General features: G+C 34.6%; 16 protein-coding genes and 1 riboswitch. Of the genes, 9 read left to right on the forward strand and 7 right to left on the reverse strand.

Annotated features, from left to right (window positions below; genetic code table 11):
- Positions 1-43: 43 nt before the first annotated feature.
- The 4 genes from ilvN to HRU50_RS09640 all read left to right on the forward strand — a co-directional run bounded on the left by ilvN (position 44) and on the right by HRU50_RS09640 (position 5,108).
- The gene (ilvN, locus tag HRU50_RS09625; RefSeq protein WP_296350629.1) at positions 44-574 is read left to right on the forward strand and encodes an acetolactate synthase small subunit; all 531 of its coding nucleotides are present in this window, start codon (positions 44-46) and stop codon (positions 572-574) included.
- Positions 575-589: 15 nt separating this feature from the next.
- Complete coding sequence (gene ilvC, locus HRU50_RS09630; protein ID WP_296350631.1) at positions 590-2,089, forward strand: ketol-acid reductoisomerase; 1,500 nt, start codon at positions 590-592, stop codon at positions 2,087-2,089.
- A gap of 89 nt (positions 2,090-2,178) precedes the next feature.
- On the forward strand, positions 2,179-3,447 hold the full coding sequence (ilvA, locus tag HRU50_RS09635) for a threonine ammonia-lyase (RefSeq protein ID WP_296350633.1): 1,269 nt from the start codon (positions 2,179-2,181) through the stop codon (positions 3,445-3,447).
- A gap of 68 nt (positions 3,448-3,515) precedes the next feature.
- Positions 3,516-5,108, forward strand: a complete 1,593-nt coding sequence (locus HRU50_RS09640; protein WP_296350635.1) for an NADP-dependent glyceraldehyde-3-phosphate dehydrogenase — start codon at positions 3,516-3,518, stop codon at positions 5,106-5,108.
- Positions 5,109-5,197: 89 nt separating this feature from the next.
- Here the strand turns inward: HRU50_RS09640 and HRU50_RS09645 are convergent, their stop codons facing one another.
- Positions 5,198-6,664 (reverse strand): glutamate synthase subunit beta, encoded by a 1,467-nt coding sequence (locus tag HRU50_RS09645; protein WP_296350637.1) that lies wholly within the window; start codon positions 6,662-6,664, stop codon positions 5,198-5,200.
- Positions 6,665-6,669: 5 nt separating this feature from the next.
- A complete protein-coding gene (gltB, locus tag HRU50_RS09650) occupies positions 6,670-11,172 on the reverse strand; it encodes a glutamate synthase large subunit (protein ID WP_296350639.1) in 4,503 nt (1,500 codons plus the stop codon).
- 446 nt (positions 11,173-11,618) lie between these two features.
- On the opposite strand from gltB, the gene HRU50_RS09655 reads away from it, so the two are divergent.
- From HRU50_RS09655 to amt, 3 genes are all read left to right on the forward strand, one after another.
- Positions 11,619-12,350, forward strand: a complete 732-nt coding sequence (locus HRU50_RS09655) for a DUF6733 family protein (RefSeq protein ID WP_296350641.1) — start codon at positions 11,619-11,621, stop codon at positions 12,348-12,350.
- Positions 12,351-12,449: 99 nt separating this feature from the next.
- Entirely contained in the window at positions 12,450-12,788 is a 339-nt protein-coding gene (locus HRU50_RS09660; RefSeq protein ID WP_296350643.1) for a P-II family nitrogen regulator, read from the forward strand.
- Positions 12,789-12,804: 16 nt separating this feature from the next.
- Positions 12,805-14,034, forward strand: a complete 1,230-nt coding sequence (gene amt, locus HRU50_RS09665) for an ammonium transporter (protein WP_296350645.1) — start codon at positions 12,805-12,807, stop codon at positions 14,032-14,034.
- A 255-nt stretch (positions 14,035-14,289) separates the two neighbouring features.
- On the opposite strand, the gene HRU50_RS09670 is transcribed toward amt, so the two are convergent.
- The 5 genes from HRU50_RS09670 to HRU50_RS09690 are packed head-to-tail and all read right to left on the reverse strand — an operon-like array spanning position 14,290 to position 21,160.
- Positions 14,290-16,878 (reverse strand): phosphoenolpyruvate carboxylase, encoded by a 2,589-nt coding sequence (locus HRU50_RS09670; RefSeq protein WP_296350647.1) that lies wholly within the window; start codon positions 16,876-16,878, stop codon positions 14,290-14,292.
- A 3-nt stretch (positions 16,879-16,881) separates the two neighbouring features.
- On the reverse strand, positions 16,882-18,000 hold the full coding sequence (gene leuB, locus HRU50_RS09675) for a 3-isopropylmalate dehydrogenase (protein ID WP_296350649.1): 1,119 nt from the start codon (positions 17,998-18,000) through the stop codon (positions 16,882-16,884).
- Between the two features lie 10 nt (positions 18,001-18,010).
- Positions 18,011-18,601, reverse strand: a complete 591-nt coding sequence (gene leuD, locus HRU50_RS09680) for a 3-isopropylmalate dehydratase small subunit (RefSeq protein WP_296350651.1) — start codon at positions 18,599-18,601, stop codon at positions 18,011-18,013.
- Positions 18,602-19,987 (reverse strand): 3-isopropylmalate dehydratase large subunit, encoded by a 1,386-nt coding sequence (gene leuC, locus HRU50_RS09685; RefSeq protein WP_296350652.1) that lies wholly within the window; start codon positions 19,985-19,987, stop codon positions 18,602-18,604. It lies immediately after the preceding gene.
- Entirely contained in the window at positions 19,988-21,160 is a 1,173-nt protein-coding gene (locus tag HRU50_RS09690; protein WP_296350654.1) for a 2-isopropylmalate synthase, read from the reverse strand. It abuts the gene before it with no gap.
- Positions 21,161-21,313: 153 nt separating this feature from the next.
- Between HRU50_RS09690 and HRU50_RS09695 the strand changes: the two genes are divergently transcribed.
- Both HRU50_RS09695 and HRU50_RS09700 read left to right on the forward strand, forming a co-directional pair.
- Positions 21,314-22,858 carry a hypothetical protein gene (locus HRU50_RS09695; protein WP_296350891.1) on the forward strand — a complete coding sequence of 515 codons (1,545 nt, stop codon included), beginning with the start codon at positions 21,314-21,316 and terminating at the stop codon, positions 22,856-22,858.
- Between the two features lie 106 nt (positions 22,859-22,964).
- A riboswitch (SAM riboswitch) is annotated at positions 22,965-23,090 on the forward strand.
- Between the two features lie 118 nt (positions 23,091-23,208).
- Entirely contained in the window at positions 23,209-24,507 is a 1,299-nt protein-coding gene (locus tag HRU50_RS09700) for an O-acetylhomoserine aminocarboxypropyltransferase/cysteine synthase family protein (protein ID WP_296350656.1), read from the forward strand.
- Positions 24,508-24,559 lie beyond the last annotated feature (52 nt).

Consider the following 24,559-nt stretch of genomic DNA (forward strand, 5'->3'; position numbering starts at 1 on the left):
CATCGAAGCTTAATCAAAATGTAAAAGCATATTTAATATCAAAATGAGCGAAGAAATAAAACAATTTACAGTATCCGTTTATACTGAAAACAATATTGGTTTACTCAATAGAATATCAGCGATATTCCAAAGAAGACACATCAATATTGAAAGTATAAATTCTTCTGTTTCTGAGATTGAAGGTGTTTCAAGATTTACAATTGTTGTAAATATTACCGAATCTCAAATGAAAAAATTCATAGGTCAGATAGAGAAGCAAATCGAAGTGATTAAGGCATTCTATCACACCGAAGAAGAAACGATTTATCAAGAATCTTGCATGTTCAAAATAAAGTCAGATTTATTATTTGAAGAACGTCAAATTCAAAATATCATCAAAGAAAGTGGTGCAAGAATCGTTACCGTAAACAGAGAGTTTTTTGTTTTGGAAAAATCAGGACGAAAAGAAGAAATAGAATTATTACATAGAGAATTAAGCGCCTTTGGCATCATGCAATTTACGCGTTCAGGAAGAATTGCGGTGACTAAAGACGAAATGAAAATATCATCAATGCTAGAAGCATTTCAACACTAAAAAAGAAAGAAGAAAATGTCAAATTATTTTAACACATTATCATTAAGAGAACAATTAGGACAGTTAGGAAAGTGTCGTTTTATGGATGCTTCAGAATTTGAAGATGGCGTTGATTCGCTTTTAGGCAAAAAGATTGTCATTGTAGGTTGTGGTGCTCAAGGGCTTAACCAAGGTTTAAACATGAGAGATTCTGGTTTAGATATTTCCTACGCATTAAGACAAGCTGCCATTGACGAACAACGTGCTTCATATAAAAATGCAACATCAAACGATTTTAATATTGGTACTTATGAAGAATTAATTCCAACAGCTGATTTGGTATTGAATCTTACACCAGACAAGCAACACACTAACGTTGTAGCTTCTGTTATGCCATTAATGAAACAAGGCGCTACATTAAGTTATTCTCATGGTTTTAATATTGTAGAAGAAGGCACAAAAATTCGTGAAGACATTACAGTAATTATGGTGGCACCAAAATGTCCTGGAACTGAAGTTAGAGAGGAATACAAACGTGGATTTGGTGTACCAACTTTAATTGCTGTACATCCAGAAAACGACCCAGAAAACAAAGGTTGGGCACAAGCAAAAGCTTATGCCGTTGCCACTGGTGGACATAGAGCGGGCGTACTAGAATCATCTTTTATTGCTGAAGTAAAAAGTGATTTAATGGGTGAACAAACTATTCTTTGTGGTTTGCTTCAAACTGGTGCGATTCTATCGTTTGACAAAATGGTAGCCGAAGGTATTGAAGCTGGTTATGCTGCAAAATTAATTCAGTTTGGTTGGGAAACGATTACTGAAGCTTTAAAACATGGTGGTATCACTAATATGATGGATAGATTATCTAATCCTGCAAAAATTAAAGCGTTTGAATTGTCTGAAGAATTAAAGGGTATTATGCGTCCATTATTCCAAAAACATATGGACGATATCATCTCTGGTTATTTCTCAAAAACTATGATGGAAGATTGGGCAAATGACGATGTTAATCTTTTAAAATGGCGTGCTGCTACAGGAGAAACAGCTTTTGAAAAAACAGCCTTAACAACAGACCATATTACAGAACAAGAATATTTTGACCACGGTGTATTGTTAGTAGCATTTGTAAAATCTGGTGTTGAGTTAGCTTTCGAAACTATGGTAAGCGCAGGTATTATTGAAGATTCTGCTTATTATGAGTCATTGCACGAATTACCATTGATTGCAAACACTATTGCAAGAAAAAAATTATTTGAAATGAACCGAGTTATTTCTGACACTGCGGAATATGGTTGTTACTTATTTGACCATGCATGTAAGCCATTATTAGAAGACTTTATGAAAACTGTAGATACATCAATTATTGGCAAGCCTTTTGCTTCGATACATGGTGTTGATAATATTGAATTGATAGCCGTAAATGATGCGATTAGAAATCATCCTATTGAAGCAGTTGGTAAACGCCTAAGAGCTGCCATGACTGCGATGAAAACTATAAAATCTGAAGAAGTTAAAGAAACAGCTTTAGCTTAATAGAAGGATTGTGATTCCTGCGAAAGCAGGCATCTCTTTTATTAAAATTTGAATAATTTAATAAATTCCCGCTTTTGCGGGAATTCATTATGAAAGAAACAACAACCACATACAAACCAACATTAAAAGCAGTAGAAGCTGCTGCCGAAAAACTAAAAGGTATTGCCTCGGTAACACCTTTAATGAAGAATGCTCAGTATTCTAAAAAGTTTGATGCTAATATATTTTTTAAAAGAGAAGACTTACAAGAAGTACGTTCCTATAAAATAAGAGGTGCATATAATAAAATCTCTTCTTTAAGTGCTACTCAAATTGAAAACGAAATTGTATGTGCAAGTGCAGGAAATCATGCGCAAGGCGTAGCAATTTCTTGCAAACTATTAAAGATAAAAGGCACTATTTTTATGCCTTCACCAACACCAAAACAAAAGATTGAACAGGTAAAAATGTTTGGTGAAGATTTTATTAATGTCGTTTTAGTGGGCGATACTTTTGATGACGCCTATCACGCCGCAATGGAAGAATGTGAGCGACTTAACAAAACCTTTATTCATCCGTTTAATGACGAAAAAGTAATTGAAGGACAAGCCACTGTTGGTTTAGAAATTATAGACCAAACCATAGCACATCCAATACATTATGTTTTTGTACCTGTTGGTGGTGGCGGATTATCTGCTGGTTTATCTAGTGTGTTTAAATTACTTTCACCGCAAACAAAAATCATTGGTGTAGAACCAAAAGGCGCACCTTCCATGGCTACTTCTATCAGAAATGACAGAGTTACCATGCTAAATTCTATTGAAAACTTTGTAGATGGCGCAGCAGTAAAACGCGTTGGTGATTTAAACTTTGCTATTTGTAAAGATACATTATCCTATATTGTGACTGTTGATGAAGGTAAAGTTTGTCAAACCATATTAGACCTTTACAACAAAGACGCCATCGTGGTTGAACCTGCCGGTGCATTAAGCTTATCTGCTTTAGACCAATACAAAGAAGAGATTAAAGGTAAAAATGTGGTTTGCGTTATTAGCGGTAGCAATAACGATATTACTAGGACTGCCGAAATCAAAGAACGTGCTTTACTTTATGCTAACTTAAAGCATTACTTCATTATTAAGTTTCCTCAGCGCGCTGGTGCATTAAGAGAGTTTGTAACGACTATTCTAGGCCCAGAAGATGATATCACACACTTTGAATACACTAAAAAAGTAAACCGAGAAAAAGATGTTGCTGTTGTTGGACTTCAACTCAAATCACCTGAAGACTTAGAACCTTTAATTACTAAAATGAAGCTTCATAAATTCTTTGGTGATTACTTGAATGATAAGCCAGATTTGTTTCAGTTTTTGGTGTAAGTTAACATTTGGTTAACCAACTGCAAATCAACAATATCTTAACTTCGTGGGTTTCAAAATGAATTGTTATGACATCAACTTTCAACGAAATCCCAAAAGCCTATATAATTGATAAGTTAACACATCAAAAGACTTATCTTTTAAACGGCGAACTTATAGAATGGACAGGAAATACATCTGACATCTATTCTACAATTTCATCAACAGAAGAGTACAAACCAACACTTTTAGGAAGTATCCCTGTATTAACAGAAAAAGAGGCGCTTTTAGCTTTAGACGCAGCTTCTGATGCTTTTGGTAAAGGGAAAGGACTTTGGCCTACTATGAAGGTTGCTGACAGAATATCGTGCATGGAAAAGTTTGTGACTCAGATGAAAACCAAACGTGATGAAGTAGTCAAACTATTGATGTGGGAAATTGGAAAAAATCTTTCTGATTCTGAAAAAGAATTTGATCGAACTGTAGAATACATCTATGATACCATCGAAGATTATAAAGAAATGGATCGTAATAGTGCTAAATTTGAAAAGCATAGTGGAGTTCGTGCCCATATAAGACGTGGACCTTTAGGTGTTGTACTTTGCCTAGGACCATACAATTATCCACTCAATGAAACCTTTGCACTCTTAATTCCTGCATTAATCATGGGGAATACCGCTATTTTTAAACCTGCTAAATATGGTGTACTCTTACTATCACCTCTTATTGAAGCATTTCAGAATAGTTTCCCAAAAGGCGTAGTAAATATACTTTTTGGTAGAGGTCGCACTGTAGCTACACCAATTATGAAAGACGGTCGTGTAGATGTACTTGCATTAATTGGACATAGCAATTCTGCAAATGCCCTGCAAGATATACATCCAAAAAGCAATAGATTAAGAATGGTTTTAGGATTGGAAGCTAACAATCCAGCAATTGTATTACCAGATGCCGATTTAGAACTTACAATTAAAGAATGTGTGAACGGAACGACCTCTTTTAATGGACAGAGATGTACCGCATTAAAAGTATTATATGTTCATGAAAACATTATTGAAGATTTTAATAAGCGATTCTGTGAAGCTATTGACGCACTTAAATTTGGGAATCCATGGGATAATGGCGTACAACTTACACCACTTCCTGAACCTGACAAACCAAATTACATTCAAGAATTAATTGACGACTCCATTGCTCAAGGGGCTAAAATAATAAACAAGAAAGGTGGCCTTAGAACAGAAAACTATATTTTCCCAGCCGTAATGTATCCTGCCAAAAATGAGATGCGCGTTTGCGAGGAAGAACAATTTGGACCTATAATACCAATAATACCCTTTAAAAATATCGAGGAACCTCTTGATGATATGGCATCATCAAATTACGGACAACAAGTAAGCCTATTCGGTAAAGATATTAATACGCTTGCCCCTTTAATTGACACTTTAGTGAACTTAGTTTGTAGAGTGAACCTAAATAGTTCTTGCCAGCGAGGTCCTGATGTATATCCTTTTACAGGACGTAAAGATTCTGCTGTGGCAACCTTGAGTGTCCATGATGCGTTAAGATCATTCTCAATTAGAACCTTTGTAGCTTCAAAAGATAATGAGTATAACAATAACATACTTAAAGAACTTCTAGATTCTCGAGCTTCAAATTTTGTTAGTACTGATTACCTATTATAAAAATCAAAAAGCATCCGGTAATTCGGATGCTTTTCTTCATAAACTAATAACACTAATAGCACAAAAGTCACATTAGCTTCTTAAATATTTTAAATTCGTGGTAAATCACTGTCATCTTTAAGAGGTAAATTAGATTCACCCATTAAATAGGCATCAACATGATGCGCTGCTTGTCTACCTTCTGAAATTGCCCAAACAATTAAGGATTGTCCTCTACGCATATCGCCTGCGGCAAAAATGCCATTGACGTTAGTTGCATAGTCTGAAGTAGATGCTTTTATGTTAGTTCTAAAGTCCATTTCTAAACCAAACTGTTCTGCTAATGTATTTTCAGAACCTGTAAAACCAAGAGCTAACAATACTAAATCACATTCCCATTCTTTTTCAGTATTTGGTAATTCTTTTAATTGTGGCCTTTCGCCTGGTTTAAAAATCCACTCAACCTCAACGGTTTTTAAACCCTTTAAATTTCCATCTTTATCACCCAAAAACTCTTTTGTCGACACACTAAAGAAACGCTCAACACCTTCTTGATGTGACGAGGTTGTCTTTAGCTTCATTGGCCAATATGGCCATGGTTGATGCGCTGGTCTTCCTTCTGAAGGTTTGCTCAAAATTTCAAAGTTAGTAACCGATTTTGCACCATGACGATTAGAAGTTCCTATACAATCCGAACCTGTGTCACCACCACCAATTACAATAACATTCTTGTTTTTCGCTGAGATTAATTCTTCAAACTCTTTTAAACCATCAACATATTCATTATTCGCTTTTAAGAAATCCATAGCCTGATGCACACCTTTTAAATCTGCACCAGGAATCGGAATCTTTCGTCTTACCGTTGCACCACCACAAAGTAATACTGCATCATAATCTTCTTGTAATTGTTTTGTTTGAATATCGATACCAACATAAGTATTAGTCTTAAAAGAAATGCCTTCTTCTTCTAAAACAGCAACACGTCTATCGATAACATGTTTTTCCATTTTAAAATCAGGAATACCATAACGTAATAAACCTCCAACTTTAGCATCACGCTCAAAAACAGTTACCCTATGTCCTGCTCTATTTAATTGCTGAGCTGCAGCTAAACCTGCTGGCCCAGAACCAATAATTGCCACTGTTTTATCTGTTCTTATTTTTGGCGGATTGGCTTTAATCCATCCTTCTTTAAATGCAGTTTCAACAATATTCTTTTCAATATTCTCAATAGTTACTGGGTCTTCATTGATACCAAGCACACAAGCCTCTTCGCATGGTGCAGGACATAATCTACCTGTAAACTCAGGGAAATTATTGGTCTTATGTAGAATTTCTGCCGCTTCTTTCCATTTGCCATTATAAACATTATCATTAAAATCTGGTATTAAATTACCAAGCGGACAACCACTATGACAAAACGGAATACCACAATCCATACATCTTGCCCCTTGCTCTTTTAGCTTCGGTTCATCTAAAGCAATGGTAAATTCTTTATAATTCTTTATTCGGCTTTTTGGTGTTATATAACCTTCAACCTCTCTTTTATATTCTAAAAATCCTGTTGTCTTTCCCATGCTTCCTACGCTATTTGTAATTTTTCCTTTTCTAATCTTATCAATGCCTGTCTGTATTCTTCAGGTAACACCTTTTTGAATTTCGGTAAATATGCATCCCAATTATTCAAAATACGTTCTGCTAATGGACTTGAAGTTGCTTCAAAATGATTTTGAATTAATCCTTTCAATTCAAGATTGTCTTCACTATTCAGAATGATATAATCGACATTTAAATCTTCACCATTACAATTCTGCTTGAAGGTGTTATTTTCATCTAAAACATACGCAACTCCACCACTCATTCCGGCACCAAAGTTTCTTCCAACTTCACCAAGAATCACAGCTACTCCACCAGTCATATACTCGCAACCATGGTCGCCAATACCTTCAACTACGGCTTTGGCACCTGAGTTTCTTACACAGAAACGCTCACCAGCTTTTCCATTGATATAAACCTCGCCAGAAGTCGCACCATAAAGTGTTACGTTACCAGTGATGATATTCTCTTCTGGAACGATTGTACTTTCTTCAGGCACTTTAATAATAAGTTTTCCGCCAGATAAACCTTTACCTAAATAATCATTAGTGTTTCCATGAACCGTGAAACACAATCCTTTTGTTGCAAATGCCCCAAAACTCTGACCTGCAGAACCATAAAAATCAATATTAATGGTATCTTCTGGCAAACCATCTGCACTATAAATCTTAGAAATTTCATTACTCACAATGGCACCAACAGCTCGGTCAATGTTAGTAATTGGCAGTTCTAAATGCGTTTCTTGCCTTCTAAACAAAGCTTGATGCGCTTGCTTAATAATTTTGAAATCTAAATGTGTTTCTAATCCATGGTCTTGCTGCTCTGTATTATAGAACTTTGTCCCTTCTGGAACATCAACACTATGCAATATTGGCGTTAAGTCTATACCTGAAGCCTTATAATGTTCAATGGCTTTTCTACGGTTCAGTTTATGTACCTGACCAACCATTTCATTAACCGTTCTGAAGCCAAGTTTCGCCATGATTTCTCTTAACTCTTGCGCCACAAAATACATATAATTCACCACATGCTCTGGCTTACCTTTGAACTTCTTACGTAATTCTGGGTTTTGAGTAGCGATACCAACCGGACACGTATTCAGATGACAAATACGCATCATAATACAACCCGAAGCTACCAATGGCGCTGTTGCAAAACCAAACTCTTCTGCACCGAGCAAACAAGCAATAGCCACATCTCTACCTGTTTTTAGTTGACCATCGCACTCTAAAACAATGCGGTTTCTAAGGTCGTTCATTACCAAAGTCTGTTGTGCTTCAGCAATCCCTAGTTCCCATGGTAATCCTGCATGTTTTAAAGATGTTAAAGGTGATGCACCTGTTCCTCCATCAAAACCAGACACTAAAATCACATCTGCTTTTGCCTTAGCAACACCAGCCGCAACCGTACCAACACCAACTTCGGAAACCAATTTTACATTAATTCTGGCTTCTCTATTCGCTGATTTCACATCATAAATTAATTGTGATAAATCTTCAATTGAATAAATATCGTGATGTGGTGGTGGCGAAATTAAACCTACATATGGCGTTGAATTTCTAGTCTTGGCAATTTCAGGATTTACCTTTGCACCTGGCAATTGTCCACCTTCACCAGGTTTTGCACCTTGTGCTATCTTAATTTGAATTTCACTTGCATTGGTTAAATAATTCGATGTCACTCCAAATCGACCTGAAGCGACTTGCTTTATCGCAGAGTTTTTCCAATCACCTTGAGAACTCTTATAAAAACGCTCTTGGTCTTCTCCACCTTCACCAGAATTGGATTTTCCACCAATTCTATTCATTGCGACAGCTAAATTCTCATGCGCTTCTTTACTAATAGAACCGTAAGACATTGCACCTGTTTTAAAACGCTTTACAATTTCTGTCCAAGGCTCTACTTCTTCAAGTGGAATTGGGTCGTATTGGTCAAACTCAAACAAACCTCTAATCGTCATTAAACTTTTAGATTGGTCGTTAACCAACTTAGAATATTCCTTATATGTAGACGCTTTATTAGTTCTAACAGATTCTTGAAGTTTTGCAATGGTCAACGGATTAAACAAGTGCTTTTCTTGCCCTCTTCTCCACCTATAATCACCACCAATTTCGATATCTGCTGTGATTTCATTCTTTTGAAACGCCTTCTTATGACGTTTTACAATTTCTTGTTCTATTTCTCTAAGTCCAATACCTTCAATACGTGTTGGTGTGTTAGGGAAATACTTTTCAACAGTCTTTGCATTGATTCCGATACACTCAAACAATTGTGAACCACGATACGAATTCAACGTTGAAATTCCGATTTTATTCATCACCTTCAGAATACCTTTTCCAATGGCTTTGTTATAATTTTTAATCGCCGCTAAGTAATCTAAATCAGTAATATCGTTTGCTTTAACTTGGTCGTAAACAATTTCGTTAACGATATAAGGATTAACTGCACTTGCCCCGAAACCAAATAATAATGCAAAGTGATGCACTTCTCTTGGTTCAGCCGATTCAATAATGATACTAACCTGAGAACGTTTCTTTAATTTATGTAAGGCATGATTCACATAAGAACATGCTAACAGTGCAGGAATTGGCGCGTGATTTTCATCTACATATCTATCTGAAAGAATGATAATATTTGCACCATTATCTATTGCTTTAGACGCTTTTGACATAAGATTATCTAACGCAACTTCTAGCTCGTTTAAACCTCTATTTACTTCATAAAGCATTGATATAGATTCCACTTTAAAATTAGGATTGTTATCATAATTTCTAATCTTATCTAAATCGTGTTTTGAAATTACAGGATTCTGAATCTTTAACTTTTTACAATGCTCTGCATTGATGTCAAACAGATTCACATCTCTACCAAGGGTTAAACTGATGTCTGTAATCAATTCTTCCCGAATACCATCTAATGGTGGATTTGTTACCTGAGCAAACAACTGTTTGAAGTAGTTATACACCAATTGCGGTCTTTCTGACAATACCGCAATTGGGGTATCGCTTCCCATTGAGCCAATTGGTTCTTTTCCAATTTGAGCCATAGGTTTTATAATAGTATTTAAGTCTTCTTCAGTATAACCAAAAACTACTTTACGTTTTTTAAGTGCAATCTCATCGTAATTAATTGGACCTTTTTTTGCGGAAATGGATTTAAGATGTACTAAGTTTTCATCTAACCATTTTCTATATGGATGCTTAGACGCTATCTTTTCTTTAATTTCTTCATCGTTAACAATACGACCTTCATTCATGTTAACTAAGAACATTTTCCCTGGTTCTAAACGCCCATGATAGCTCACATTTTCTGGCTTAATATCTACAACACCAGTTTCTGAAGACATAATTACATTACCACTTTTAGTAACTGTATATCGCGATGGACGCAACCCATTTCTATCCAATACTGCTCCAATATAATCTCCATCTGTAAAAGGAATAGATGCTGGTCCATCCCAAGGTTCCATTAAGCAAGAATTATACTCGTAAAATGCTTTTTTAGCATCAGACATATTTGAGTTTTTCTCCCATGCTTCTGGCACTAACATCATCATGGCTTCTGGTAGTGAACGACCAGTCATCAATAATAATTCTACAACCATGTCTAATGTTGCAGAATCAGATTTTCCTCTTAAAACCGTTGGCAAAATCTTTTTGATATCATCACCAAACAAAGGACTACTCATAATTTCTTCGCGCGAAAACATACGAGACACATTACCTCTTAAAGTATTGATTTCACCATTATGACAAATGTATCTAAATGGTTGTGCCAAGTCCCAAGTTGGGAAAGTATTGGTAGAAAAACGCTGATGTACTAAAGCTAAACGCGTATCTAAATCTGAATTGTATAAATCTAGATAATACTCATTAATATGTTCTGGTTTTAATAACCCCTTGAAAATTATAATTTTTGTTGAAAGGCTTGGGATGTAAAAAAACTGAGATTCTGATAGTTTTGAATCGTATATAATATGCTCTGCAATTTTACGAGCAGCAAATAATTTTAGCTTAAAGTCGAAATCGGTTTGCTTTGCATCAGATTTACCTATAAAAATCTGCTTTACGAATGGCTCTGTTGTTTTTGCAATTTCACCAAGCACATCGCTATTAACTGGCACATCTCTCCAACCTAAAAGTTTTAATCCTTGATTTTTGATTTCTTGCTCTAAAACTTGAACACAAAAGGCACGTTGATTTTCTTTTTTTGGAAGAAACACATTACTCACCGCATAATCACCAAGTTTTGGCAATTTAAAATCACAGAATTTTTCAAAAAACTTATGTGGAATATCAATTAATATTCCAGCTCCATCACCTGTAACTCCATCTGCACTTACAGCACCACGATGCTCTAATTTCACTAGAATTTCTAGCGCCTTGTGAATAATATCATTTGAGCGTTTTCCTGTTAGACTACAAATAAATCCTGCACCACAATTATCATGTTCAAATTCGGGCAAATAAAGTCCTTGTTTCTTCAGCATAATTCAAAAATTTTCGAGGGTTTTTATACCTGATTATTTATTCAATATATATGGTATAATTTGATTTAAAAAAAAGTGAAAACACTTTTCTCAAATTGATAATTTCAAGGATTTTTTATGAAAAAAAGGCAATTATTTGCATTTAAAATGCAAAAATCTCAACGAATTATTATTCAATAAAAATTATCAAAAATTACGAAAACGTTTGCGATAAACACCTTAAACTGACAATTATATATTATTTATTATAAAATTCTATCAATTTCGCATTTTTAGGATTATGATTTATTAAATATTTCCTCAAAAAAAATTTTGACCCTTAATTTTTTAGGGATAAAAATATCATATTCATAAAAATACATCTAATAACCCTATTTTTTTAGGGGTTTATTTCAATTTTAAATAGTTTAGCTGCCGAACTAACTATAATTTAAAATTTAGAACTCATGAAGAAAATTTTTACTTTATTATTTGTAATGGTAGCTTTTAGTGTTTTTGCTCAAGAAGAAAGCACAGATGACAAATTAAGTGTTGGATTAAGCCTTAATAGTGATATGTTTTTTGGTCTTAATCCAATGATGACTTTCAGTTATGACGTTAGTGACACTGGATCTCTTACGGCTTATGGTATTCAATGGGGTGCTGGTACAGGAAGTGCTTGGGGACAATGGACAGAATTTGGTTTAGGATACAATTTCTCTGCTGGTGATTTTGACATTAACCCACAATTAGGATTTACCTTTGGTAGTTTATTATCTAGTGGTACTGCACAAGAAGGCATCATTGGTGATGGTATTGTACCTAACTTAACTGTTAACTATGACACAGACCAGTTTGAAGGGCAACTTTACTTTGGTTATTATGCTGCCTTAAGTGACAATACTGAGGCTGAACAGTTTACAACAAACTACCTGCACTATTGGCTTAATTTTGGTTATAAGGCAACATCTTACTTCTCATTTGGCGGTCACGTAGAAACACTAAGTTTTGCTGGCGGAAGTGTAAATGGAGGTGGCGATCTTGACGGTAATGATGTTTACACAGGGGTTGGACCTTATGTACAATTCACAAAAGGTAATGCTGGTATGCGTCTTTCTTTCGGAGCAAACATAGCTGATGAAGATGATGGTGCTATTACAGATGATTTCTACAAGCTATCTTTCTTTGTTAACTTATAAACATTTATTGTTTAATTAATCCTAGATTCTTAGTTTGTTAAGATAATCCAAAGTAAGAATCTTAGGATTTTTAATATTCATTAAACAATACCCATTATTATGAAAAAAATCGAAGCAATAATTAGAAAGTCTAAGTTTTCTGATGTAAAAAAATCATTACACGACGTAGGGGTAAACTTCTTCTCTTATTGGGACGTTACAGGTTTAGGAAACGAAAAAGAAGGTCATGTCTACAGAGGTGTTTCTTATAGCACCAGCGATATACAAAGGCGTTACCTCTCAATAGTTGTTAACGATGATTTTGAAGACATCACGGTTAACACGATTATAAAAGCAGGAGCGACTGGAGATGTTGGTGATGGAAAAATATTTGTTTCTAAAATTGAAGAAGTTTACAGGATTAGAACAGGAGAAAAAGGAGGACAAACTTTAAAATAAAAATCACAAAGAAATTATGGAAGTTACTATTAACAATGTATGGATGATGATCTGTACAGCTTTAGTATTCTTTATGCACCTTGGTTTTGCCTTCTTAGAAATTGGGCTAACAAGACAAAAGAACACCTTGAATATATTATTCAAAAATATATTCATTATTACAGTTGGACTATTACTTTATTGCTTAGTTGGATTTAATTTAATGTATCCTGGTGAATTTAACGGTTTCTTAGGTTTTGCCGGATTTGGTTTAGAAGCTCCATTAAACGACGCTGGAACACTAGATTTAGGTTACAATGCAGGATATACTTATTGGACAGATTTCTTATTCCAAGGTATGTTCGCAGCTACAGCAGCGACTATTGTATCCGGAGCAGTTGCGGAACGCATGAAACTTGGTCCTTTTATGATCTTTACACTATTATATGTAGGATTGGTTTACCCGATAGCAGGTTCTTGGAAATGGGGAGGCGGATTTTTACAAACTCTAGAAACACCTTTTTATGATTTTGCAGGATCCACTTTAGTACATTCTGTTGGAGGTTGGGCAGCAATAGTTGCTGTTTTCTTATTAGGATCTCGAATTGGAAAATTTAAAGATGGAAAGCCTCAAGCTATTCCTGGACACAATATTCCATTAGCTACTGCAGGCGTGTTAATCCTATGGTTAGGATGGTTTGGTTTTAATGGTGGATCTGTTTTATCTGCAGACCCAGAATTAACTTCATTAACTTTAGTCACCACATGTTTAGCGGCCGCCGCTGGTGGTGTAGTTTCTGCTTTAGTTTCTACACTAATGTACAAGAATTTCGATCTAACAATGTTCTTAAATGGAATATTAGGTGGACTTGTAGGTATCACAGCTGGTGCTGATCAAATGAGCCCTATGGATGCTATTATCATTGGTGCAGTTGCAGGAGCCTTAATTGTTTTTGCAGTAAGCTTTATTGATAAGTTGAAACTAGATGATCCTGTAGGTGCCATCGCTGTTCACCTTATTTGTGGAATCTGGGGAACATTAGCTGTAGGTATTTTTGGAAATCTTGCAGGTTTTGACCAGTTCTTAAGTCAATTAATCGGCATTGGTTCTTATGCTGTGATTTGTCTTATCTCTTCATTCTTAATTATTTTCACACTGAAGAAAACTATGGGAATTAGAGTTTCAGAACGCGAAGAATTAGAAGGTTTAGATGCACACGAACATGGTATGGATGCTTATCCTGATTTTAGATTAAACGAGCATTAAGATTATATATTAAATTGTTATGATGTGTAAAGCCTTTCTTTGATATTCTTAGAAGGCTTTATCTTTTTAAACATCTCAAGATTAAAACATAAATCTCACAAAGAACTATAAGTTTTAAAATTGATCATACAAGACTGTAGCTCTTTAAAAAAACCCTCCACATCGGAGGGTTTTTAATTCAAACTATTTAATAAACAAAAGGCTAGATAGAAATACATCCTACCTAGCCTTTTCACTTAAACATAAAACTATATTTTAAGCAGAGTTACGACTTGCATTAATATTTCCAAAAAGTGATCTCGTAACCATCTTTTCAAAAATCTTAATCTTATCGAGATCTTTTACCTCAGCTTTTTCTAACTCTTGTATTTTCTTCAGTGCATACTGCTGAATCGTTAATAACGGCAATACGATAGACTCTCTTACGGCAATAGATGCTTTTGCTACTGGCTCATCTTCCATCAATTCCTTAAAACCAGAAAGCTTTAAGATTAGTCGCTTTGTCGTTTCGTATTCAGCATATATCGTTTTCCAAAACTCACCATATTCAGAATCTTCAGACATGTATCTAGTAAGATTGAAGAATGATTTAGAAAGCGACATCATACTATTAGCAATCAAAGCCCTAAAGAAGCGCGAAGTTTGATACAAATGTTGCACTTTCTCAAACTCACCTTTATCTTCATAGTGCTTTAACGCTGTACCTACACCATAAAATCCAGGGACATTTTGCTTTAATTGACTCCAAGAACCAACAAATGGTATAGCTCTTAAATCTGAAAAAACTAAACCTTCTGACTTTCCACGTTTTGATGGCCTACTTCCAATATTGGTTTTAGCATAATACTTTAAGGTACTCATATGCTCTAAGTAAGATAAGAACTTAGGATGCTTTTTAAAATCTACATAAGCTTGATAACTAATATTTGCTAAGCTATCCATCACTTCTTTATCCGCGGGTTCCATTTCAAGATTCTTATCATTAAGTCGATTAGAAATCCCTGAACTTATAAGCTGCTCCATATTGTATCTCGAAGATTCAATGGTGCCAAAATTAGAACTAATCGTTTGTCCTTGTATTGTTAATTGAATTTCCTTGTCCTCTACTGTTGGCCCTAAAGAGGCATAAAATTGATGTGTTTTTCCACCACCACGTGCTGGCGGTCCACCTCTACCATCAAAAAATATCACATCAATTCCATATTTTCGAGATAATTCTGTAAGTGCTTCTTTAGCTCTAAAGATTCCCCAATTGGCCATAAGATAACCGCCATCTTTAGTACCATCACTAAACCCAAGCATAATAGTTTGCTTATTTCCTCTTTCGTCTAGATGTTTGCGGTAATTAGGATTTGTATATAAATCCTCCATCACTTTTGGTGAGGCTTCCAGATCAGTTACAGTCTCAAATAATGGTACAACATCTGCTGTTAAACTATCACCAAACGCTACAATCTTTAACATCGCAAACAATTGCAGTACATTTAAGGTTGTTTGATTATTACTAATGATATACCTGTTACAAGCTATTTCTCCATTTTTATCTTGAATGGTTTTCATGGCTTTAATTGTTTCCACAACATTAACTGCCATCTCGTTCTTAAACTCAATATCATTCGGAATTAAACCTTTGACCTCAGACAAATGATTTAATTGAGTTTCTAATGGTAAATCAAAGAAATCCTTTGGGAACAAATCACTCCCATTTTCAATAAGCTCAGCAACTAATGCTCTAAACATAGCATCGTGTACTCGGCTATCTTGCCTAATATCTAGACTAGCAAAATGATAACCAAAAAGTGTTGTCCTATTTATTAAGGTTGTTACCTTATCAACAAATAATGACTGATGCTCTCTTATTAAAATTTCTCTAATTGAAAATAACTCTTCCTTGAATTCAGTTAGAGTTATTCTTAACGATTCCTCTTTATGTAATAATGTATTATGTAATCTATGGTTAACGTCAATAATACGCTCTCTAATTCCTCTAAATGTTAGTCTACGCCTTAAATATTTTACATCTTTAATGTAACTTTTTATAACTGACTCCTTAAGCTTCCTAGCAACATCTAATGTAATTTGAGGTGTTACAAACGGATTACCATCTCTATCACCACCAGGCCAAAACCCAATATTTACTATTGGATTCTCAATTTCTTTACTATCAAAAATATTTTCTTGAACATAATCATAGATGCCACCAAAAGAATGGTAGAATACATTTTTAAGGTACCAAACTAAATTAACCGCTTCATCATATGGCGTAGGTTTCTTATCCTTAAAGAAAGGTGTTTTTCCTAATTGACCTAATAACGATTTAATCTCTGTTAGATTATCATTTTTAATAGCTTCTGCTAAATCTGTAATGATTCCTAAAACAGCTCCTGGGTAAAATTGAGTAGGATGTGCAGTTAACACGATTCGCACCTTGAACGCCTCTAAACACTCTCTCAACAACTCAAGTTTATTGTCTACCCTCGCATTACCTTTTAAACTGCGTAAAGTCCCAACACCTTCCATATTGTTGACAACCGGAAAAGCAGCATCTTCAACCGCATCAAATAACACAACTTGTCGCTCTATATACTGTATAAAACGAAACAATAAATTGATCTGACTCTCTTCTGAACGTCTGCCTTGGTATTTCTTAAAAAACGTATCTATGATTGTTGTGGGATCTTCATGCCTATCAAAACCTTTTTTACAAGTCTCATAAAACAACGGCAGCAAAACCACGGTTTTGGACAAGGTTTCAAATGGCAGTGTCATGAATACACTATTGTAGATCTGATATTTTGACAAAACGTTTTGATTAAAACGCTTCAGTTTTGGCTCTACTGACATAGACTAAATTATTGTAGATTGACCTAAATGAATATTTGTAAAGTTTAAGTTACTATCATTAGGATTATTTATAAAATCTTCAACAAACTCACCAACCTTACTCGTTGTGATATTATCGTGATTAGTATTAACGTCTGGCGTTGAAATGTCTAGTTTTAAAGATTTTTCTACTGCGTTATTTATCAACTCCGCTTCTGCATATAATCCAAAATGCTCTAATAACATTGCTGCAGATAAAATTGAAGCGATAGGATTTGCAATTCCTTTTCCTGTTGCTTGCGGAAAAGACCCATGAATAGGCTCAAACATTGCATGCTTTTCACCAACTGACGCTGATGCTAAAAGTCCTATTGAACCACCGATCACACTTGCCTCATCACTTATAATATCGCCAAACATATTTTCGGTTAAGATAACATCAAACTGTTTTGGATTTAATATCATTTGCATTGCAGCATTATCAACAAATAGGAAATCTAACTCAACATCATCATATTCTTTAGCAACGTCCGTCACCACTTTTCTCCATAATCTTGAACTTTCAAGAACGTTAGCCTTATCTACTAAAGTTACTTTATTTTTTCTTGATTGTGCGGCTTTAAATGCTAAATGTGTAATACGCTCAATTTCTTCGCGAGTATATAAACACAAATCTGAAGCCGTATCTCCATCCTCACTCAAATATTTCTCACCAAAATAAATACCACCAGTCAATTCTCTAAAAATTGATATATCTGTACCTTGAATGATATTTCTTTTTAAAGGTGATTTTTCAAGCAACGTCTCATAAGCTTTTACTGGTCTAATATTAGCAAATAAACCAAGTTCCTTTCTCAACTTTAAAAGTCCTTGCTCTGGTCTTACTTTTGCACTTGGATCGTTATCATACTTTGGATGACCAATTGACCCAAATAAGATTGCATCTGTAGATTTACATAAATCTAATGTTGCATCTGGTAATGGATTACCATGATTATCTATGGCAATTGCACCAACATCTGCATAAGTAAATTTAAAATTATGATTAAATTCTGAAGCAATAGCTTTTAACGCCTTTACTGCTTGACTTGTTACTTCTGGACCAATACCATCACCAGAAAGAACTGCTATATTTAAATTCATTATATCTTAATTAATATATTTTTTGAGCTTCAAAAGCTTCAATTAAATTCTTATTATTTACCAGGTAATCAATATCATCATACCCATTTATCATACAGGTTTTTTTGTAGGCATCAATTTCAAAATTTTCTGAAGCGTCAGAGCCTACAATTGATATGGTTTGATTTTCGAGATTCACTTCAATCTCTATCTGTGGATTGGACTCAATTTTCGCCATTAAGTCACTTAAAAATTCTTCCGAAACCTGGACAGGCAGCAATCCGTTATTAAGTGCGTTTCCTTTAAAGATATCTGCAAAGAAACTAGAAACCACGACTTTAAATCCGTAACCAACAATCGCCCAAGCTGCATGTTCCCTACTAGAACCGCAACCAAAGTTATCACCAGCCACCAATATGCTTCCAGAGTATTTTGGATCATTCAATACGAAACCATCATTAACAGAACCGTCTTTGTTAAATCTCCAATCTCTAAACACATTATCACCAAATCCTTGTTTGTTTGTAGCCTTTAAAAAACGTGCTGGTATAATTTGATCTGTATCAACATTCTCTATATTTAAAGGAATGGCATTAGATCTTAATGTTGTAAACTTTTCCATTTAGTTTAAGTGCTTTGTAATGTCAACTATCTTTCCTTCTACCGCAGTTGCAGCAGCCACTAATGGACTTGCTAATATGGTTCTTGAACCTTGACCTTGTCGTCCTTCAAAATTTCTATTTGAAGTTGACACACAATATTCACCTTGAGGTATTTTATCGTCATTCATAGCCAAGCATGCCGAACAACCTGGTTGACGCAATTCGAAACCAGCTTCCGTAAAGACATCTTTTAAACCTTCTTCTACTATCTGAGCTTCCACCTGTTTGCTACCTGGAACCAACCAAGCTGTAACATTATCTGCTTTTTTCTTTCCTTTAATAAATTCTGCAGCTACTCTAAAATCTTCGATTCTTGAATTGGTACAACTTCCAATAAACACAAAGTTAATTGGCTTATCAATCAAACTCTCACCAGCTTCAAAATTCATATACTTTAATGACTTCTCAAACGAAGGGTTATCTTCTACCGGAATGTTTTCAGAAATCTTAATTCCCATTCCTGGATTAGTACCATAGGTCACCATTGGCTCTATATCTTCAGCATCAAAATGATATTCCTTATCAAAACTAGCACCTTCATCGGACGGTAAAGTTTTCCAGTATGCTACTTTCTTATCATACTCATCACCTTTAGGTGCAAATTCTCTTCCTTTTATATATTCGAAAGTAGTTTCATCTGGTGCAATCATTCCACCACGCGCACCCATTTCAATACTCATGTTACAAACTGTCATTCTGCCTTCCATACTCATTTCTTCAAACACATTTCCTGCATATTCACAGAAATATCCTGTACCAGAATTAGTTCCTAACTTTGAAATGATATAAAGAATGACATCTTTAGGTAGTACTCCTTTTTTAAGTTTTCCATTAACATTAACACGCAAGCTTTTTGGCTTTGTTAGCAACAGACTTTGACTGGCAAATACCTGTGCTACTTGGCTTGTACCAATTCCAAAAGCAATGGCTCCAAATGCTCCATGAGTTGATGTGTGACTATCGCCACATACCATAGTAATCCCTGGTTGTGTAATACCTAATTCTGGAGCCATTACATGCACAATACCATTATATTTATGTCCTAACTCATATAATGTAATGTTATTCTTTTTACAGTTTTTAGACAATTGCTCTAACTGTTGCCTAGATAAAGCATCTTTAACTGGTTGATCTTGATTTAATGTTGGCGTATTATGATCCGCAGTAGCGACAATCTGATCTGGTCTAAAAATAGGAATGCCGCGCTCTTCTAATTCATTAAAAGCTTGCGGACTAGTTACCTCGTGTATTAAGTGTTTATCTATGTATAAAATTTGTGGACCATTCTCAATGCTACTGACGACATGAGAATCCCACACTTTATCAAATAATGTCTTCTTGTTCATTTATGCTATAATTTCGTCATAGACTTTACATGTTTCTACAATTTGATGAATATCCTCATCATTTATCTCTTTTTTCTTATCAGCAAAACTTAAAAAGTTAGCATATACTTCATCTAATTGAAGTTTAGTTAACTCATAACCCACTTTTTTCGCTCTGTAGGCTAAAGCAGCTCTTCCACTTCTTGCTGTCAACACAATAGCAGATTCAGTAACACCAACATCCTTTGGATCTATAATTTCATAAGTCTCTCTATTCTTAATCACACCATCTTGATGTATACCAGAGCTATGTGCAAATGCATTAGCTCCAACAATTGCCTTATTTGGTTGCGTGTAAATACCCATGCTATCACTCACCAATTGGCTCATACCATACAGCATGGTTGTATCGATATTGGTATCTAAATTTAAATACGGATGCTGCTTTAACACCATCACCACTTCTTCTAAAGCAGTATTACCTGCACGCTCACCAATACCATTAATAGTACATTCAATTTGTCTAGCACCATTAATAACACCTTCAATAGAATTTGCTGTTGCTAAACCTAAATCGTTATGACAATGGCAAGAGAGAATGGCTTTCTCAATGCCTTTTACATTTTCCATAAGGTACTTCATTTTAGCACCATATTCACTTGGTAAACAATAACCTGTTGTATCTGGAATATTCAATACAGTAGCACCTGCTTTTATAGCCATTTCGCAAACTCTTGCTAAATACTCGTTATCTGTTCTACCTGCATCTTCAGCATAGAATTCCACATCTTCTACAAAAGATTTTGCATAAGCTACCGCTTTGTATGTACGCTCTAAAATATCTTCTCTTGTAGATTTAAACTTGTGAACAATATGAGAATCGGACGTTCCAATTCCTGTATGAATTCGTGGCTTCTTCGCGTATTTTAAAGCCTCAGCAGCTACTTTGATATCATTTTCAACTGATCGGGTCAATCCACAAACTGTGGCATTCTTTACTATTTTAGAAATAGCCTCAACCGACTTAAAATCTCCAGGACTAGATACCGGAAAACCAGCCTCAATAACGTCCACACCTAGCTTATCTAATTGCTCTGCAATAACAACCTTTTGCTCCGTATTCAATTTACAACCTGGCACTTGTTCTCCATCACGAAGCGTTGTATCAAAGATTTGAATATTACTGTTTGACATAAATCAAATTAAATTTTAGTATTGTCTATTGTCTAACGAATTTATACCTTGTAATTATCAATATATTATGCATAGCTTTGTTTTTACGATGCCCAAACCAAAAAACACATGTTATATATTTGATTATCAATTTTTTAAATAATTTTTTCATTGATAACTAAAGACCAAAAAGACAACCTATTTTCTTTGGTAAAATCTTTAACCAAGTCAGAGAAACGCCAGTTTAAACTATATGTGGGTAGATTAGGTGTAAATTCTGACTCTAAGTTTTTGAATTTATTCAACCTTTTAGACAAAGCAAAAACCTATGATGAGGCTTCAATTATAAAAAGTGGTATCGTAAAAAAGCAGCAATTAGCAAACGTAAAAGCGCATTTATATAAGCAAATTTTAATCAGCTTAAAACTTAATCCTTCGCATCAAAACGTGCGTTCACAAATACGAGAACAACTAGACTTTGCTTCAATTTTATACCATAAAGGCCTTTACAAGCAAAGCCTAAAAATTCTTGATAAAGCCAAAGAACTTGCCATTACTAATGAAGAAAAAAATATGGCTTTCGAGATTGTTGAACTCGAAAAAATTATTGAAGCTCAATATATTACTAGAAGTATCAGTAATCGTGCAGATGAGCTTGTAGTGCAAGCCAAAGAATTCAGTTCTCAAAATGTTACGGCATCAAAACTATCTAACTTATCACTTCAGTTGTATAGCATAATGCTAAAAACGGGTTATGTCAAAAATGAAGCAGAAAGTGAGGAAGTGACGCAATACTTTAACGACCGTTTAAAAAAGATCACTGTTAAAAATCTTGGTTTTAGAGAAAAACTGTGGCTTTACAAAGCACATCTTTGGTACAATTTCTTGATGCAAGATTTCTTAAACTGTTACAAGTATTCATCAAAATTGGTTGACCTTTTTCAGGAAAATCCTAAGATGATAAATCTTAATCCTGTTTTTTATCTAAAGGGAAATAATTATCTTCTAGAGTCTATCTTTTTTCTGAGAAATAAACCAAAATTCACAGAAAAACTCAACAAACTAAAGGAAATAGTTGAAAATCCTGAATTTATTAAAGATACCAACATTTCTACTTTAGCTTTTCTATACACGAATTTTCACAGTATCAATCAGCATTTTATTGATGGTAGTTTTGAAGACGGACTTCATCTTATCCCAAAGATTGAAGAAGAGCTAGAATTATACAAAGATCGTATTGATCCGCACCATAAAATGATTTTTTATTACAAATTCGCGAGTCTCGAGTTTGGTGCTGGTAACAATAAAAATTGTATTAAATATTTAGACAAAATCATTTCTAACAAATCATTATCTATGCGTGAAGACTTACTGTGTTTTTCAAGGGTTTTAAACCTAGTAGCACATTATGAAGCGAGCTTAGATTATCATTTAGAATCCTTATTACGTAGTACATACAAGTTCTTAATTAAGATGAACGACTTGCATGAAGTACAAAAAGAAATGATAAAATTTATTAGAGGTTTACAAGACATCTATCCGCACGACTTAAAAAATGCTTTTAAGGATTTAGTAGAACGTCTCAAAGTCTATGAAGACCATCCATATGAAAGAAGGTCGTTCCTTTATTTAGATATCATTTCGTGGTTAGAAAGCAAGGTTTATAACAAAACAGTAGGTGAAATTATTAAGGCTAAATATTTATCTAACTATGCTTAATTACGTTTAGAATTTCACAAAAAAACTATAAAATCTGAAAAAAAATTTGGATTTTAATTTTTTGTATCGCAATATTTGTGCTCACAAAGTTCAAAAACTTACTGAAATGTTATCAAGAAAGGTGGAGGGAATAGACCCGCTGAAGCCTTAGCAACCCTTAGACTTACTAAGAAGGTGCTAAATTCTACTTGAAGATGTGAATCATTTCTCGCAAATTCTAGATAGATAACTCAAGACTAATTACCCATCTGTAATTAGCATTTTCTTTATAACATTTTTCTTTTAAGTACGCTTCAACGAAGCCTATTTGACTTTTGGTTTAATTTATTTTAACTCAAAAAATTAGAAAAATGAGCACACAAAAATTCGCAACAAAAGCGCTGCATGCAGGACACGACGTAACACAAAACGCAGGAACAAGAGCTGTACCAATTTACCAATCTACAGCTTATGTATTTAACAATGCAGACCATGCTGCAGGATTGTTTAATCTTTCTGAAGCCGGAAACATTTACACCAGAATCAACAACCCTACAAACGATATTTTAGAACAGCGTTTAGCCGCTTTAGAAGGTGGAATTGCCGCTGTAGTTACCGCTTCTGGTACTTCTGCAATTGCGACTTCTCTTTTAACGTTATTAAGAGCTGGAGACCACATTGTCGCATCAAATAGTTTGTATGGTGGAACGTACAATTTATTGAGTGTAACATTACCAAGACATGGCATTACAACAACCTTTGTTGACCCATCAGACCCAGAAAACTTTAATAAAGCTGCACAAGAAAATACAAGAGCTTTCTTTATTGAATCTTTAGGAAACCCGAAACTAGATGTCTTAGATATAGAAGCGATTTCAAAAGAAGCAAAGGCATTTAAAGTCCCATTAATTGTAGATAATACTGTTGCTACACCTTATTTACTAAATCCAATTGAGTATGGTGCAAATATTGTTATTCACTCGCTAACAAAATACATTAACGGTAACGGAACTGCTTTAGGTGGAGTGATTATAGACGCAGGGACTTTTGATTGGACTAATGGTAAATTCCCAGAATTTACAGAACCATCTGCTGGATATCACGGTTTAGTTTATAGTGAAGCACTAGAAGCTGCCGCATTTATTGCTAAGGTTAGAATTGAAGGTTTAAGAGATTACGGTGGTGCATTAAGTCCTTTTAATGCGTTTCAAATTATTCAAGGATTAGAAACTTTAGAATTACGTATTCAAAAGCATAGTGAAAATGCATTAGAATTGGCTCAATGGCTGCAAGAACAACCAGAAGTTAATTGGGTAAATTATCCTGGCTTGGAGTCAAGCAAGTATAAAACTCTCGCTGAAAAATACCTTCCTAATGGACAAAGTGGTATTGTAACTTTTGGTGTTGATGGTGGTTATGAAGCTGCAAAAACTATTGCGGACACTACAAAACTGTTCTCATTACTTGCAAATATTGGTGATACTAAATCACTAATTATTCATCCAGCGAGTACTACGCATCAACAATTAAGCGATGAAGCTCAAGAAAGTACTGGAGTAACTAAAGACCTTATTCGTCTTTCTGTCGGAATAGAAAATATTGAAGACTTAAAAGCTGATTTGAAGGAAGCTTTTGCGGTTGTGAAACAACAAAAAGCACTTCAAAATTAAACATTAATTAGTGTTGTTTTAGTTTGAATGCAGATGTCTTTTCTACAAGATA

Origin of the sequence: Winogradskyella sp. (assembly GCF_013213835.1) — a bacterium.
In the GTDB taxonomy this organism is placed as follows: Bacteria; Bacteroidota; Bacteroidia; order Flavobacteriales; family Flavobacteriaceae; genus Winogradskyella.